This window comes from Limnospira indica PCC 8005 (genome assembly GCF_000973065.1).
Lineage (GTDB): Bacteria > Cyanobacteriota > Cyanobacteriia > Cyanobacteriales > Microcoleaceae > Limnospira > Limnospira fusiformis.
This window is the reverse complement of sequence record NZ_FO818640.1, coordinates 5,299,795-5,315,748: the sequence shown is the minus strand read 5'-3', so window position 1 is coordinate 5,315,748 and position 15,954 is coordinate 5,299,795. Positions and strand designations below refer to the sequence as shown.

Annotated in this window: 16 protein-coding genes and 1 other RNA gene; 4 read left to right on the top strand and 13 right to left on the bottom strand. The window is 45.8% G+C overall.

What is annotated here, in order from left to right:
• Positions 1-48: 48 nt before the first annotated feature.
• From XZ46_RS23425 to XZ46_RS23395, 9 genes are all read right to left on the bottom strand, one after another.
• Complete coding sequence (locus XZ46_RS23425) at positions 49-1,173, bottom strand: HNH endonuclease domain-containing protein (RefSeq protein WP_008055050.1); 1,125 nt, start codon at positions 1,171-1,173, stop codon at positions 49-51.
• A gap of 7 nt (positions 1,174-1,180) precedes the next feature.
• A complete protein-coding gene (locus tag XZ46_RS23420) occupies positions 1,181-1,465 on the bottom strand; it encodes a phosphoadenosine phosphosulfate reductase domain-containing protein (protein WP_008055052.1) in 285 nt (94 codons plus the stop codon).
• Positions 1,466-1,532: 67 nt separating this feature from the next.
• The gene (locus tag XZ46_RS23415) at positions 1,533-2,141 is read right to left on the bottom strand and encodes a Uma2 family endonuclease (protein WP_008055054.1); all 609 of its coding nucleotides are present in this window, start codon (positions 2,139-2,141) and stop codon (positions 1,533-1,535) included.
• 23 nt (positions 2,142-2,164) lie between these two features.
• Positions 2,165-2,575, bottom strand: coding sequence for a hypothetical protein (locus XZ46_RS37055; protein ID WP_008055057.1), 411 nt, complete (start codon positions 2,573-2,575; stop codon positions 2,165-2,167).
• Positions 2,576-2,626: 51 nt separating this feature from the next.
• A complete protein-coding gene (locus tag XZ46_RS23410) occupies positions 2,627-5,680 on the bottom strand; it encodes a hypothetical protein (protein WP_008055059.1) in 3,054 nt (1,017 codons plus the stop codon).
• 4 nt (positions 5,681-5,684) lie between these two features.
• Positions 5,685-6,611 carry a DUF4007 family protein gene (locus tag XZ46_RS23405; RefSeq protein WP_048895272.1) on the bottom strand — a complete coding sequence of 309 codons (927 nt, stop codon included), beginning with the start codon at positions 6,609-6,611 and terminating at the stop codon, positions 5,685-5,687.
• Positions 6,612-6,929: 318 nt separating this feature from the next.
• Positions 6,930-7,082 (bottom strand): hypothetical protein, encoded by a 153-nt coding sequence (locus XZ46_RS34780; protein WP_006623462.1) that lies wholly within the window; start codon positions 7,080-7,082, stop codon positions 6,930-6,932.
• Positions 7,079-7,333 carry a hypothetical protein gene (locus XZ46_RS23400; protein ID WP_006618799.1) on the bottom strand — a complete coding sequence of 85 codons (255 nt, stop codon included), beginning with the start codon at positions 7,331-7,333 and terminating at the stop codon, positions 7,079-7,081. Before XZ46_RS23400 ends, XZ46_RS34780 begins: the two co-directional genes overlap by 4 nt.
• Before the next feature lie 280 nt (positions 7,334-7,613).
• Complete coding sequence (locus XZ46_RS23395) at positions 7,614-7,886, bottom strand: DUF4007 family protein (protein WP_008054236.1); 273 nt, start codon at positions 7,884-7,886, stop codon at positions 7,614-7,616.
• An 85-nt stretch (positions 7,887-7,971) separates the two neighbouring features.
• On the opposite strand from XZ46_RS23395, the gene XZ46_RS23390 reads away from it, so the two are divergent.
• Positions 7,972-8,364 carry a Fur family transcriptional regulator gene (locus XZ46_RS23390; protein WP_006623460.1) on the top strand — a complete coding sequence of 131 codons (393 nt, stop codon included), beginning with the start codon at positions 7,972-7,974 and terminating at the stop codon, positions 8,362-8,364.
• A 17-nt stretch (positions 8,365-8,381) separates the two neighbouring features.
• Here the strand turns inward: XZ46_RS23390 and aspS are convergent, their stop codons facing one another.
• Together aspS and XZ46_RS23380 are read right to left on the bottom strand one after the other, a co-directional pair.
• On the bottom strand, positions 8,382-10,175 hold the full coding sequence (gene aspS, locus XZ46_RS23385) for an aspartate--tRNA ligase (protein ID WP_006623459.1): 1,794 nt from the start codon (positions 10,173-10,175) through the stop codon (positions 8,382-8,384).
• 99 nt (positions 10,176-10,274) lie between these two features.
• A complete protein-coding gene (locus XZ46_RS23380) occupies positions 10,275-11,393 on the bottom strand; it encodes an ATP-binding response regulator (RefSeq protein WP_006623458.1) in 1,119 nt (372 codons plus the stop codon).
• 303 nt (positions 11,394-11,696) lie between these two features.
• On the opposite strand from XZ46_RS23380, the gene XZ46_RS23375 reads away from it, so the two are divergent.
• Together XZ46_RS23375 and XZ46_RS23370 are read left to right on the top strand one after the other, a co-directional pair.
• Positions 11,697-12,407: a response regulator gene (locus XZ46_RS23375; RefSeq protein ID WP_006670859.1), complete on the top strand. Its 711-nt coding sequence runs from the start codon at positions 11,697-11,699 to the stop codon at positions 12,405-12,407.
• A gap of 386 nt (positions 12,408-12,793) precedes the next feature.
• The gene (locus XZ46_RS23370; RefSeq protein WP_111893218.1) at positions 12,794-13,231 is read left to right on the top strand and encodes a response regulator; all 438 of its coding nucleotides are present in this window, start codon (positions 12,794-12,796) and stop codon (positions 13,229-13,231) included.
• On the opposite strand, the gene XZ46_RS23365 is transcribed toward XZ46_RS23370, so the two are convergent.
• Positions 13,222-15,156 (bottom strand): CHASE2 domain-containing protein, encoded by a 1,935-nt coding sequence (locus XZ46_RS23365; protein WP_008054862.1) that lies wholly within the window; start codon positions 15,154-15,156, stop codon positions 13,222-13,224. The genes XZ46_RS23370 and XZ46_RS23365 overlap by 10 nt on opposite strands.
• A 113-nt stretch (positions 15,157-15,269) precedes the next feature.
• On the opposite strand from XZ46_RS23365, the gene rnpB reads away from it, so the two are divergent.
• Positions 15,270-15,652: RNase P RNA component class A (gene rnpB / locus XZ46_RS27725), an RNA gene on the top strand.
• Between the two features lie 48 nt (positions 15,653-15,700).
• Here the strand turns inward: rnpB and XZ46_RS30890 are convergent.
• Positions 15,701-15,904: a hypothetical protein gene (locus XZ46_RS30890; protein WP_006623454.1), complete on the bottom strand. Its 204-nt coding sequence runs from the start codon at positions 15,902-15,904 to the stop codon at positions 15,701-15,703.
• Positions 15,905-15,954: the final 50 nt, after the last annotated feature.

Sequence of the window (15,954 nt, the reverse complement as noted above, 5' to 3'; positions counted from 1 at the left end):
CTAGATTAGGGATTTTTTTAAAATCACTGTTGTAAATAATTAACCCAGTCACCATTCCTCAAACCCTTGCCTAGTCGCAATTTCCGTAAGAGGAATAATCGTAGATTGATAAGCCGCTCTAAGTGGCTCCAGTTCAAGTAAATCTAATGAATTTGATATCTTTAGATCCATTAAATAAGATTCTATTTGTTTCAGCCATTGTGGCAATCCCATTATTTTACAAGAAATGGTCAATCCTTGGTGTTGTTGCAACACGAAATTATTAAAATATACTCGATTGGGTAATTTATTAGATTTCGATGAATTAATTTCTGGAAGAGTGGGAACTAAATTCCAAAGGCGATCATGTGCGACATACGACCAGGGTAAATAGTGATCGATAGAAATATTATTAGGGGTTAAGATGGTTCCTGAATAAATACATCTTAGTTCAGTATGCTGCAAGACTAATTTCCAATACTTCGTCTGAGATGACAGGGAATCTCGTTTTTGTGGGGGGAATAGTTTATTGGCAACGGCGGGAATATTTGGATTGCACTTTTGCATATATTTGAGCCATTCCCAGCATACCCACCCGCGAACGATCGCATAGTTTTCTTGTAGATAGGAAACCCATTCCGAGTGTAAAATAATCCCACGGCACTCTGTCTTTACCGTGGCATCAAAACAATACAAGGGTTTGCAGGTATCAAAGTAAAGTTGGGCAACCTTCGGCATTTCGCGATCTACTCCATGATCGATGTCTATACCTTTTAACTGTTTCCTCATAAAAGGCATAAGCAGACGGAATGGAACATATCGAGTGATATAGTTAACAATATCCTCTAAGTCTTGCTCACCTATTGTGGTTCGCAGGAGTTTTTTATCGGGGTCTCTAAATTTTAATATGGGTTCACCCACCTTTAATGCGAGTGTATCTAATTTGTCTGCTATTTTATCTTGGGAGCCAAAGGATAATTTAAAATAATTGTGCGGATACCAAGCATTTGCCAGCATCTCGATGATGATTTCGCGGAAACTAATCGATAGGGATTTGTGGAAATTTTGGCGGGCTAGAATATCTAAAAGTGACCAGAAAAAAAGATACTTGTAGGAATTGGTGGTATGGACAAATAGAGCTGATAAGGCTGCAATATTCAGGTGGTCAGAATTGGGGAGTTCTGAGGCATTCATTTTGGGGTTAACAACCGATTGCTAAGATTAGATAAACATTGGGCGAGGGAAGTAACCCGCCATGAATGTCGAGCCAATGGTCAAATCCTCGCTTGGCACTCAGATAGTGAATTTTAATCCCTAAGCCAGCTTTGATGCGATCGAGATACTCGTAAGTTTCGGGCAATTCGTTGTGAGTGTCGCAGAAGAAATACTCCATCTGCCGCACTTGTTTATGCAGGAGTACGGCGAGGGCCGTGCTGTCCTTGCCACCGGATAAACCGAGGATATGTCGAAGGGGTTTGTTGCTCATATCTCCTGTAATTTTCCCACATTTCGGGCTGCTCACCCTAACTTTAGCAAGTTTTTCGAGGGCTTTTTTACCAAATTTTGCTTAAATCCAGAACAAACCCAGGCAAGATTGGCTCGCCACTAACTGTAGCCGGATTATTGAGGCATTCTACCGCATTTCCGGGACGATATATGTAAACTCGACGCTGTTTGCGGTCTATCAGCCATCCCAGTTGCACCCCATTATCGATGTACTGTTGCATTTTGTCTTGGAGTAGTTTTAAGGGGTCAGATAGCGATCGCAATTCCACCACAAAATCCGGCGCAAGGGGAGCAAATTGTTCCTGTTCTTCTGCTGTAAGGGCGTTCCATCGTTCCAACTTCACCCAAGCAGCATCGGGAGAAATTTGCGCTCCATTCGGTAAAGTAAAACCCGTACCCGAATCAAACCCAATTCCCGTCTCGTCTCCTTCAGTCCAGTTATAAAGCTGGCCGAGTAGTCTAAAATTGCGTCCACCCGTTTCGCTGCCAGTGGGGGGCATAATCACTAATTCTCCTGTGGCTGTGCGTTCAAGGCGTAAGTCTCGATTGAGTTGACAAATTTCTAAAAATTGCTCTGGGGTTAACTCGATCGCCGGATGGAGATGCAACACCACCGGATGATTTTCCATAGTCTGAGGAGTTTTCGTCGGATTCATGGTAAACCTGCTGGATTTGGCGATTAATTCACACTGATTTGATCGGCTTCAGGCTTCAGGGTTTCACGCTTTCGCTGCATTTGAGGAATATTCTCGGGGGAGGTTGCTGCCAAAACTCTTTCGGTTAGTTTAGCAACAAAGGCTTGCTGGAGTTGAGGATTATCTCGCAAAATCGGTTTTTGCAATATTTCTTCAACCAACGCCTCGATTTTACCTTGGGATTCGCGATCGCTCCAGACTATGCCGTGGGTTTCCTTGCCGTCGGGACGGGTAACGGTAATCCGCCGCGCCTCAAATCCCTCTCCTTTGGCGGCGACTTCTTTCTGCAACGCTTCCAGGTTCTTAAACCTTCTGGCGATGTCGCTGAGTTTAATCTCGAATCCGGTGGCATCTTCATCAGTCCAGGACTCGGCAGGTTTATCGGCAACTATCATCACCAGTGCTTCTAACCACTGGCGATCGCTTTTACTCTCATCTGCTGCCGCCTAAGCAAAACTGGTTAGGCGACGTTCCAGAGATTGACCGCTAATATAACTCGCACGCACTCGCAAATCTTCCCGCAGGCGAGTTTCGGGGCTTCTGATGCCAAACGCCTCGTATAAGCGCGTCTGACAGTCGTTGAGCAAGCAATCATAAGCAGTCTGAATCTCTCGCAGGGCTTCTACTAGCTTGGTGCGGAGGGTTTTGGCAATATTGGCATCCTCTCCCTCTTGGCTGGTAATTGCGGGCAAACCACAGGCTTGCGGTAAAGATGTAAACACCAGTTCGTCCGGTTCCTGGTCTCGCTGCAACGCCTGCAACACCCCCACTGCTTGGGCGCTGAGGCGCTTAGTTTGAGTGGTGTAGGGGGGTAATGCTTTGGCGAATTGAAACAAGGGTTTAACGACTGTTAACAGGGTGATATTACGAAGCCCCGGTTTATTGAGGGGTTTGCGTTTCCCCCAAATTGCCTCCAATTCTTTAAAGACTTGCGATCGCACTCCGAGGACTTCAAAGTATTTCACGGAAAAGCGATCGGGATACCTCACCAATATCTCGAAATGTTCCAATCCCAACACGGGGATAAAGGAGCCATCTTTATAAACCCCCACGTCGTCGATAAGGTAAAGCAGCACCGCCGCTAACAATATGGCGATCGCCCCTTGTTTCATGCCGTAGGGAGGCGCTTGCAGGCGCTGATAAAGCAAATCTAAGGTTTGCTGTTGTTCTTTCGCTTCCAGACAAAAGGTTTCAATCGCCTTCCAAACGTTGAAAATCCCCGCATCTTCCGGCGGCGGGTAAAATCCCCACTGGTCATCCTCGCAGCGATGGATTTTGGTTTCCGACAAAAGGGAGTAATAGATACTCACTTCCGGGCCGTATCCTGTCAATTCTAACCGTTGGCGATCGCCGTATTGCAACATTGCCGAAATCAACTCCAGTCTCGCCTTAGCGCCTTGGGAGGTGAGGTCGCGCCGATTGATTAGTTCATTCCACAAAATCGGGGTTTGAGGATAAACCTGATCGCACACCCGCGACAGTTGGGCGTGAAAATGGGTAATGTGGTTGAGGGTTTCTTGTTTTCCCAAAATCCAGCATTGGTTGGGATTTTCCGCGAGGTCAAAAGCCTGACTAAGGCTATCATCAAATAACTCCTCGGCTTGCACTAAACGGTAACGCACTTCTCGCCGCGCCACCCCGTCGCTTTGCAATTCGGGAGCATTATTTTCAATGTGTCGCAATGCAGCCAATTCCCGCGCCTGTATCCGCAAGGTTTCCAATTTGGCGACACCAACCACGATTAAAGGTTTGCCGTCGGTGGTCATTTCTGGCATAACATTGGGCAATTGTTCCCCCACCCAATAAGCGATCGCACCGTCGGCATCTTTCAGGGTACAAGAAAGAGCGGAGAGATGTATAGGATTATCAAGATAGCGCCGTTCAAAATAGCGCAGGGTTCCTGTAACATAACTGTGTCGTTGGGCGACTAGGGGTTCCAAAGGGCGAATTTCCGACAGAAGTTCGACTAGGGTGGTGCGATCGCTTCCCAAATAGTCGGCTACGGCGCTATCTACATTAAAATCAGACCCTTCCCAAATCCGCAACTCATCAACTTGTCGCCGATAGGTAACGATTCCTTTTTGCAGCAGGTTCTCGATCGCTTTTTCCCACTCCTGGGACTCGTCCACACCGTCACACATTGCCAAAGCCACAAGCGATCGTGTAGCTTTCAGCCCCCCGGTGGTGGTGACAATATTTAAGGTTCCGATAGTTTTCAGCACCCGTAAACTGTCAGGATCCAAGGTTTTGGAAACATCGTTAATTAAGCCCTGCACTTCTATCCATCGTTGCAGTTTCGGGCGGGAGGTGATACCCATCCCCACGGCTTCGATAAAATAGTCGTAAACACGGTCGAGTTTCAAGGTGGGCAGTTTCGTATCATCTGCGATCGTCTCTTCTAAATAGCGCCTAAAGGAATAGGGTTCGGCACTGGTGAGGAATGTAAATAAGGAGCGATCGTTTTGGGCGTATTGGGTGCATAATTCAGGTAATACTAACGCCGCCAACGGATGCAGGGGATAGGTTGCACCCAGCACCTCAGTAGTGATGTCTGAGGTAAGTGCGACAGGTAGTGAATCAAACCATTGTCTAGCCCTGTCATTAATCGCGCCTGTATAGGTTTTGGCATTTGAAGCATCGATCGCCTTACCCACCAATCGAAGCATTTGAGGGGAGGAATCTTTAAAGGGGATATCTTCAAACCTGCCTTGAATTTTCGCCCATTCGTTGCGTTGAACTGAACTCAATCTTTCCCCATAGTCTGCAAAGGCTTGATGTAGCAAACCAATTAAATAAATGGGAGAATTGCTATCACGAGGAAGTTCTGCTAATTGTTGCAACAGATATAAATCTTCTGCCCCTTGATTTTGGGCGACAAATTCTAGGTTTTTCCCTAACTCATCAATGATAATTAACAGGGGAGTTGCGGCGGCTTTACTAATTTCTTTAACTAGGGTGACAACATCTTTACTATTGACAGAGTTTTGGTGGTCAATTTCTGCATTTAAATCTACTAAGTCTCGGTATACTTTGGGTCTTTTATGTGTCTTTTTGTCAGCCCAAAAACTTTCACAGCCACGATATAAAGCCCTAATAATTGTATGGCTTAAAGGTTCCCTTTGTGCGGTGACAATCGCCCTAAAAAAACCTGCTTTGGGGATAGTTTTAGTTAATGATAAATACTCTTTACTGTCGCTACCAAGGGTAGTTTCAATTAGTGCTAAGGCTTCCTGGTGGGCGGAATTTTTTTCGTCGCCACAGGCGGCAATTAAGAATTGAGCAAAGGATGATTTTCCGGTTCCATAGACTCCGGTTAGCGTCCAGGCGCGGTTAGCTTGGGGGTTAGTAAATCCGGTCAAAATTCGCCGCAGTGCATCTAGCGATCGCTCTGTTAGAATATATCCGGCTAAGGCTTCCACATTGTCAAAATCCCGCTCGATATTGATAGACCGAGAATAGCGACGATTGAGGCTAAAATAATCTGATAAAAGTTTAGGCATTGGATTAATCAACTCTCCTTTTATTGTAATACATTCCCAGCAGATGATCCGCTAATTCTTGGGGATTTTGGGTAAAGTAAAACTGAATTAATCCGGCGGCTTCCGATAAACCGATCGCATCCCACCCCCGCGCCACCCGTTCAATGGCATCACAGACGGCACTTTCTGGCAACTTAAACACCATCCCCGGACTACCGATATCATAAAGCAGCCGAGATAGGGCGATCGTGCGTTGTTCACGCCCCACAAATTCAGCGTATTCTAAGCAGGCTGCTACTACAATTTCCGGGGGTAAATTCCGCTTCTGGTTGACTCGGAAGGTGTAATATTTAGAGTCGCCAGCCCTAGTAATTAAACCCAATTCGGCAAAAGGACAATCAATCGAATCCTCACTCACTTGATGATTTCGGCTTTGTTTAACGTACATCCTTAGCAGACAGCTAACATCTTTATTAATTGAAGAATCAGCCAGATTTTTTTTGAGAGTTTTCCCATAGTCGGACACCGCCAAGAACAAATCATTTTGGGAAAATTCCACCCGCCGAAACTGATTAAAAGTGTAATGCCATGCTGCCGCGTCGCAGGGGGGTTTGAGCAAATTCCAGTGTAGCAACCACAGAGAAGCTGGATCTTCCAAAAACGGATCCCAGCCGTCATCTTTTAAAAGATTTTCGCCGAATACTGTAGGGCGATCGCCTTCCAACAGCTTAAACACCTTGCACCAGTAGCGAATCGATCGCACCATATTTTTCCCCACACCGAGACGCACTGGCGCATCTTCCGCCAAAAATACCCCAGGATCTTCCTTAGCTTTATCAAAACCCTTTTTCAGCCAGCCAAACCGAGGGTGAAAGGTCTCGTGACGGGCAAAAACCGGATTCACGCTTTGGGGTGGATCGATGATATGACGATTGAGGCTGGTTTGAATCACGATGGTTTCCGGTGACGTCTGGTAAACAAAACCCTTATTGTTACCCAGTCTGTGCCTGGGCGATCGGCCTGAGCAATAAAATTTTACATTCTTAACTCAGGGACTGGATCAGCTTGTTATAGCGGTTCGGTGGACTCATTATGTACTTTTCAAAGCCCCTCTCCCTTTCTGGGAGAGGGGTTTGGGGTGAGGGCGTATTCCTTATGGACATGAGAAACGCTATATGTCCATCGTCCATAGTACCGCGCTGGAGCAAAAAGTCAACCTACTGGCTATAGAGACCCTGCCATCGTCCTCCTATTCCAGAAGCGGTAGAGTTCACACCAGGGCGATCGCTTCAATCTGTTGGCGGATCAACCGGGTTTTCCCGAGGCGATCGCCCTTGGTGGGGAAAAATTTCTCCTGCCATGGCTTCTCATCCTGACGATTTAGGTACAGAATACAGACATTTGTATCCAGTAAATAAATCACTCGATTTCTTCCCTCACCTGATATTCCCCTGGGTCATATCTGACCAACGGTTCATCGGCTAAACAGCCTGCGGTTTGTTCAAAAAATCCCGGAGGCCAGCCTAATTCGTCTGGGGTTTGAGTGGCGGAAGGTGGAGAAGCGGATTGATAGATAACAGCTATCTCTAACTCTTGATTCGCTAAATCTTGAGGCACTTGTAAAATAACTTTTCCTTCCCCATCCGCCCGGATTTTGAGTTTGATAATTTCCATCGTATATTTTGCCTGTTCAATTGATAGATTTTGAACAAATTATAACCAGATTTTATGTGACCTTTTGCACCAGGGGTACGCTGGAGGTTTGATCACCCGCCAGGTCTTCCCACTACTTAACCCTCAACGTGCGATCGCTTTCACGGAAGATTAAACGTCACTGAAGACAGTTTTTTTCCATTGGTCAATCACAATCAACCGCATATCTCGGAGTGTTTCCCCACAGTGCATATCCCCCTGTTCACAGGTTCAAAAATCTAAGTTTTTTCTCTGCCTTGGACTAAAAATTGAGGGATAACAACGGTGTAAGTCTGATTGGGTCTAAGGAGCGATCGCCTTCTAAAATCTTAAAGGCTTGACACCAATAACGAAGCGATCGCACCATATTTTTCCCCACACCGAGACGCACTGGCGCATCTTCCGCCAAAAAAATACGATCATCTTTTTCGGCTTGATCAAACCCCTTTTTTAGCCAGCCAAACCGAGGGTGAAACGTCTCGTGACGGGCGAAAACCGGATTGGGGGACTGGATACTTGAAGGGCTTTGAATCATAATAGTTGTAGACAGCGGTTGCTATTGTTATCATTAATGATAGCCTATAGATAAGCGCCAAATTGAGCAATGGTAATGGGAAGTGATGAAAACTCGTCGGACTCGTAGTCAAGAACGAATTTTGAACAAACTTAAAACCCTGAGGCGATCGCTTTCGGCTCAGGATCTGTATATGGAAATGCGTAAAAATGACCAGGCTATGGGACTAGCCACAATTTACCGTTCCCTCGATGCACTGAAAAAGGAGGGTTTGGTTCATGTGCGGCTATTAGGGACTGGGGAATCTGTTTATGGTCTGGTACAGGAGGATGAACACTATCTGACCTGTGTTGAGTGTGGTTACTCAATTGTGATTGATGAGTGTCCAGTGCATCATTTAGAAACCACCTTACAAGAATCCCACCATTTTAAGATTTACTATCATACCCTGGAATTTTTTGGTTTATGCGATCGCTGTGCTAAGAACAGCAAATCCTGATGGTCTCCACCACCAAATCACTCGGATTTTTTCGGCTTATAGGTAGAAGCCACCTGTAGTTCTTTTAACTGTTTTTGATCAACCCCAGACGGTGCATTGGTAAGCAAACAACGGGCTTGTTGTGTCTTAGGAAATGCAATCACATCTCGGATCGAATCTTCCCCAGCTAATAGCATCACTAAGCGGTCTAAACCGTAAGCAATACCGCCATGGGGGGGTGTTCCATATTCAAAGGCTTCTAATAAAAAGCCAAATTTATTGTAGGCTTCCTCCGTAGATAAACCGATCGCATCAAACACCTTCTCTTGAATTTCCCGCTGATAAATCCTGAGACTACCGCCGCCAATTTCCGTACCATTTAGCACCAAATCGTAAGCCTGAGCCCTCGCCGTTTTCAAATCGTTAATATCATCAGGATGGGGAGAAGTAAAGGGGTGATGGATAGCTTCCAGGCGTTTTTCATCCTGGTTCCACTCAAACATAGGAAAATCCGTCACCCACAGCAGATTAATTTGGTTCGGGTCAATCAATCCCAACCTGTTACCAATCACTAATCGCAGTCTGTCCAAGGTTTTATTAACCGTGGCTACATCCCCCGCACCAAACAGTAATAAATCCCCCGCTTTAGCATTAGTGCGCTGCAGAATTTCCGCTTTTTGGTCATCACTCAGGTTATCTTTAATCGCGCCGATAGTATCGATTTGTCCATCGGCTTTCACCCTAATATAAGCCAATCCTTTCGCCCCGGCTTCGGTGGCTTCTTTAAACAAATCCCCACCGGGTTTAATTTGCACATTAGAAATCAAATCATTTCCCCCAGGAATCGGCAGGATTTTCACAATCCCCCCCGATTTTATGGCGGCGGAAAATACTTTAAAACCGGAATCTTTCAGCAGGTCAGAAACATCAGCCAGTTCTAAGCCAAAGCGGGTATCTGGTCTATCACTCCCATAGCGTTCCATCGCCTCACTATAGGTCATGCGCGGGAATGGGCGGGGTAAATCAATATTTTTGACAGTCTTAAAAATATGACAAACCAGGTTCTCATTTAAGGCGAGAACTTCCTCCTGAGACATGAAACTCATCTCCATGTCTAATTGAGTAAATTCTGGTTGTCGGTCAGCCCGTAGATCTTCATCCCGGAAACAGCGGGCGATCTGATAATAGCGATCGAACCCGGAGACCATCAGCATTTGTTTAAACAATTGGGGAGACTGAGGAAGGGCGAACCACTCCCCGGGGTTAACCCGACTGGGAACTAAATAATCCCGTGCGCCTTCGGGAGTCGATCGCGTCAAAATTGGGGTTTCCACCTCAATAAAATGTTCTTGATCTTCCAGGAAGCGCCGCATAGCCTTAATCACCTCATGGCGCAATTGTAGGTTACGGGTCATGCGTTCCCGTCGCAGGTCCAAATATCTATACTTGAGGCGTAATTCTTCGCGGACCGATTCGGTATCATTACTAGATACCAGGAATGGTAGAGGCTTTCCTAGTCCGTTGAGGATCTCGATTTCATCAGCATATACTTCTATATCCCCCCCAGGTATTTTGGGGTTGATGGACTCTTCGGGACGCTGTGAAACCCGACCAGTGATGCGTAAAACGTATTCATTACGGACAGAAGTAGAAAGGCTGTAGGAATTAGGGGTGCGTTCAGGATCGCTGATAATTTGTACCAGACCACTGCGATCGCGCAGATCCAGAAATACCACCCCCCCATGATCGCGATAGCGATCGACCCAGCCGCAGAGGGTGACTGTTTCTCCAATATTAACACTTCTTAGGTGTCCGCAGTAGTAGGTTCTCATGGTTATCGCGGGTAGGTTCTCAATTGAAAATTTTAGTCTCGCAGTGTACCAGTATACGAGATTATGCTGAAAACTCGCACTAATTTTTTAAGCCAACTTCTAAGCCAACTTTTTAGGTAATTTGACCGTAAAACAGCTACCCTGACCCTTTTGGGATTTCACATCAATACTGCCATGATGGGCGGCGACAATTCGGGATACCAAATGCAGTCCTAAGCCACTTCCCGATCGCTTATGGTTTCCTTGACGAAACCGATCAAAAATAATGGCGCGATCGCCATCAGACATTCCCTCTCCGGTATCCTCAACTTGTAAAATTATCTCAGGTGTGCCATGGGTCGGCGTGGCTGCTACCTTTAGAAGGACGGTAATTTTGCCCATATCTGTAAATTTCACCGCATTTCCCAACAAATTCATCACCACCCGCCGCAATTCTAAGGGGTCTCCCACCATTGATATCCCCGCTTCCACCTGGTCTATATCTATGGTTAAGCCTTTTTCCATAGCCAGGGGGGTCAATTCTTCCACTACCTCTTTGACTAATGCACTCAAGTCTAGGCTAGAGAAGGCAATAGTTTTGCGATCGGCTTCATAGCGATATACTTCCAGTAGGGTATTTACCATCTGTAGCAGATTTTGGTTACTGCTAATCATAGTAGCGATCGCCTCTGACATTGTTGGGGTCACTTGTCCTAATGCACCCTGCTGGAATAGTTTTAACATTCTATCCGCCGCCACCAGGGGGGTCCGTAGGTCGTGGGTGAGACGAGAGACAAAATCTTCCCGTTGGCGTGCCATTTGCGCCTGTTCATCGATACTATGTTTAAGTCTGAGTAGCGATCGCACTCTGGCTAGGAGTTCGTCAATTTCTACCGGTTTACGGATAAAATCGTCCGCCCCCGCGTCCAGTCCTTCCACTACACTAGACTGATCATGGGCTGTAATCAATAAAATCGGGATAAATGGCAGATTGGGATTATTGCGGATACGGCGCGTCACTTCATACCCATCAATTCCCGGCATCATCACATCCAATAATACCAGTTGGGGGGGCTTCTCTAATATCGTTTTTAGGGCTGACTCCCCGTCCGGTTGACAATAAACCGTGTATCCCTCGTCAGCTAACATGGCTTCAATCAGAAATAGATTTTCTGGGGAATCATCAACCGCTAAGATATTTGGGCGGGAGTGTGTTGAGGGTACAGCAGAAGAATACATAGTTATTGTATTTTGTCAGAAATTATCCAAAAAGCTAAAGTTTGCCACACTATCGAGTCCGTTTAGACCACCTTAACAGTTAATGGGTCAAATCGGGTTGAGATACTCCCGCCTTGTCTCTGAGATGATGACCCATCTCCTATTAATGATACAATCATTGTTTCGTGGCTGACAATAACTCAGGGTCAGCCTCCTACCAGCACATTATGGCAGATTTTGCCTAGTGCTGTTTTCCGACAAAGCAGTTACAACTCCCCTAAGATTGATTTACTGGTATTGATAAAATTTTCTGGAGGTAAAATCATGAAAAAAATTCGGGTGGTTTTAATTGAAGATCATGATTTAACTCGTGTGGGTTTAAAAACAGCCTTACAACAGAGTGAACAGGTGGAAGTTGTGGGGGAAGCCTCCAACGGTCGCCAGGGTTTACAAGTGTTGAAATTGACTCGACCTGATGTGGCAATTGTTGATATTGGTTTACCTGATATAGATGGCATTGAATTAACTCAACAGTTTAAAGAATATCTGCGGGTAAAAGGGGGACAAAATACTAAGATTTTGATTCTGACTATGCACGATAATAAAGATGCTGTGATGGGTGCTTTTTCGGCGGGGGCAGATTCTTATAGTGTTAAAGATGTGAGTATCGATCGCTTAATGGAAGCTATCCAAGTCACCAGTGAAGGCAATTCCTGGATTGACCCCGTGATTGCTCGCACTGTCTTACAACAGGCTCAAAATCTACCAGGTGAAAATAAGGATGCGGCTACTGTTACTATAAATGCCGTTGAACCAGAGTATAAAGAATTTTTATCTACCTGTCCCCTAACTGAACGGGAATTGGAGGTCTTAGAATTGATTGTCGGCGGACGCAGTAATGCCGAAATAGCTGAAAAGTTATATATCACTGTGGGTACAGTTAAGACTCATGTTCGCAGTATTTTAAATAAATTGTGTGCTGACGATCGCACTCAGGCGGCGGTCAGGGCTTTACGTTCCGGCTGGATTGAATAATTGCCTTAATTCCTATTCCCCACCCCCTCTGGCTTTCTGCGATTGTCTCCTCTCTAATCAAATGGGTTTTACCCTGTTGACACTATCGGTTGATTTATGTTAATCAGCCGCTTTTTAGGTGCGTTGACATCAAATCTTGACATAGGTATTTTTATACTTCCCTAGATAGAGGATAGATGGGGGTATTGTATATTATAAGTTATTGAGTATGGAATGGGTAACTGTAAATCGGCTACCATCAAATTCCGTGCCATCTCGATGATACTAATAACCCAGATATCAGGATTAATTCTGTTATCAAAGTTGAGAGTTTTCGCCCTAGATTTTTGGGGGAAAGTTAGGAAAATCTGGTTGGATGTTGTCAACAGTCAGTTATGATGATTACCATGAAAATTTACGATAATTTAATCCCACCAAATTCGGCGAATATCCTGATAGTAGATGACTCCATAGATGGCAGATTATTAGTAGAAATTCTGCTGCAAGATGCTGGCTACAACGTGCAAACAGCCGAGAGTGGTCATGTGGCATTGCAGATGGTTGAGTCATCACCGCCGGACTTAATTATCTTGGATTTGATGATGCCAAAAATGAGCGGTTATGAGGTGATAAAAATCTTGAGGTGTCAACCAACCATCCCGTTTATTCCGGTCTTGATTATGACGGCTTGTGGCTATTTGGAAGAAAGAGAACAGGCACAGATTGATGTGGATGGTATCATTTACAAACCCATTGATTTGGATTTATTATTGTCTCAAGTGGAGGGGTTGTTAAAGAAGACAAAAAAGCCTAGAAATGAATATTGTCTGGGTTCCTATGGTTGAGGTGGAGATTGCCAGCCTAAAATCCGGTAAACATCAATCAGTTGCTGTTTGCCTTTGAGAGGAATCAATCCCCAAGATTCCACCTCAAAAACATCAGGAAGATAGACTAAAGTTTGATAAGCAATGAGGATGCGACAGGGTTCAGACTGTCTATCTTTCTCACAACTTTCCAGGCGAGAGGCAATATTAACGGAATCTCCCAACAAGCCATATTCTAGTCGATCGCGACTGCCTAAACTGCCAGCAACTAAGGGTCCAGTAAAAATCCCAACTCTCATTTCAATAACGGGTAGATTTTGGGATTGCCAAAGTTTATTTAACTCGATGAGACGATCGCCCATTTCCAAAGCACAAGCCACCGCCGCATAGGCATCTTGAGCAATTTCTGCCTCCGTAGTGCGGGCGATAGGAACCCCAAAAGCAGCCATAATCCCATCTCCCATAAACTTGTTGATAATACCTCGATGACTATGGACACATTGAGTTAAGGTAGCCAGATACTCATTCAGCCATTCGATTAATTGTTCTGGGGGTATTTGCTCGGAAATTGTGCTAAAATTGCGGATATCAGTAAATAGCATAGTAGCCACCAGTTTCTCCCCGGGTAACTTGCCATTAGTCATCAGGCGATCGCGACTATTCCATAAAGCCTTGGCGATTTCCGGGGAGGCATTTTGTCCGAGTAATCCCATCACCACCTGTTGCTGTCGCTGGGCGCGAAATCCCAGGTAAATAATCACAATCACAGAAGTAAACAGGAGAGTAAGGCTAGGGGTAACCATGGGAACCCAGACACTGTTTAAAAATAGGTAAAATCCCCCCATCCACAAAACCCCTAACATTAGTGGGGGGCAAAATATCCACACCAGGGGATGACGCACCACGACGACCACCATGATACCTACCACCCCCCAAGCTATAGCCCAGACAAATTCTGCCCAAGGTGGCCAAAACACAAACAGAGAACGTTCTCCCGCCACCACATCTAAAAGTTGACTAACCATTTGGGCGTGAATTAACACTCCTGGCATTTTCGGGGAAATTCTGCGGCTGGGACTATAGGGAGTCAGAAATAGATCTTTTCCGCTGGGTGCGATCGTTCCGATTAACACGATTTTATCCTCTACCCAGGAGGAGGGGATGTTACCATAGAGAACCTCGCTCACACTCACCACCCTAGCCACAGATTTACGGGAACGGTAATCGAGGAGAATTTGATATCCTTGGTCATCAATGGTCTGATATCCGCCACTGGTGCGGTCAAGGGGTAAAAATTCCGCCGCCCCCCAACGAATACCATCAGGGTGAAGGGGGCTATTGGTGGGTTCTATTCCCTGTTTTTGCCAGTATCTGAGGGCGAGTCGCATGGAAAATGAGTAGAAGGGTTCGTCTTCAATGGTGGCTAACATTAAATTGCGGCGCACTACTCCATCAGGGTCTAGCAATAAATCATTGAATCCGACCCGACTGGGGGGGGCGGTGGGAGGGGCGAGGGTTCCCTGAACTTCTGCATCTCCTAGGGCTTTGATGGTGATAATTTTGGGGTTGTCAAGCTGTTGGATTAATGATTGATGTCCGGGTTCATAGGGAATGTCGCGATAGATATCTAAACCGATCGCTTGAGGTTGTAGCTGGGAGAGGCGATCTAAAAGTTGGGCGATAACTTCATCAGATAAAGGCCAGCGATTGAAGGCGACTATATCTTCCTCGGTGATACCAACTATCAATAATCGCGGATCTGGCTCTAAATCGTTGCGCAACCGCACCATAATATCAAAGGCTATCAATTCGAGGGTTTGGAGTCCTCCCGCCTGTTTCAGGAGCAAAATTGCCAGGATAACGATCGCATTGGCGATCGCACAGGCGATAATCTCTTTGAGATCTGCGCGTTTGTTTTTGAAAACTTGCAACCACTTCCCACTCACGGTTAATCCCCATTTGGTCTAGCCATTCCCATTATTATTATTACCCACACGGGGAAAGACTGGGGGAAATTTAACCGGGGAATGCCGATATTTGTTATAATTACCCTAGGGCGAGAGTTGGCGCAGGCGGTTGCGGATTCATTAATTTGGATCTGAGGAAAGTCCGGGCTCCCCAAAGACCAGACTTGCTGGGTAACGCCCAGTGCGAGCGATCGTGAGGATAGTGCCACAGAAACATACCGCCAAAGGGGCTAATTTGGCTCACTGGTAAGGGTGCAAAGGTGCGGTAAGAGCGCACCAGCGATATCGTGAGGTATCGGCTCGGTAAACCCCGGTTGGGAGCAAGGTCGCAGGGATGACGGTTGGTCTTTTACCGATCCCGTTTATGGTGTACCGCTAGAGGTGTCTGGTAACAGACATCCCAGATAGATAACTGCTATCTTGATTGCTATTGGCAGTTGAGACAACAGAACCCGGCTTATGTCTGGCTCTTGCCTTTTTAACAACCCACAAAGAAAGGGGATTTCTCGGCGACGGGGAATTGTTAATCATCGGGAAATTGCCAACAGGATATTCTCTCGATATTTGTGCTTCCACAACTGGCGCAGTTTTCGTCCCAGGCTGAACTTACCCATTCGGCTTCACAGTCTCGACAGTGACAGAAAACGTTATTAATATCGGCTTGGCGAATTTGCGATCGCCAAATTTCTAATAACTCCTGATGGTTGCTTGATGTATCTTCGGACATAAGTGATGATTTCTGGGTTGGGCTATTATGTCAATATGCTATAATCAGGG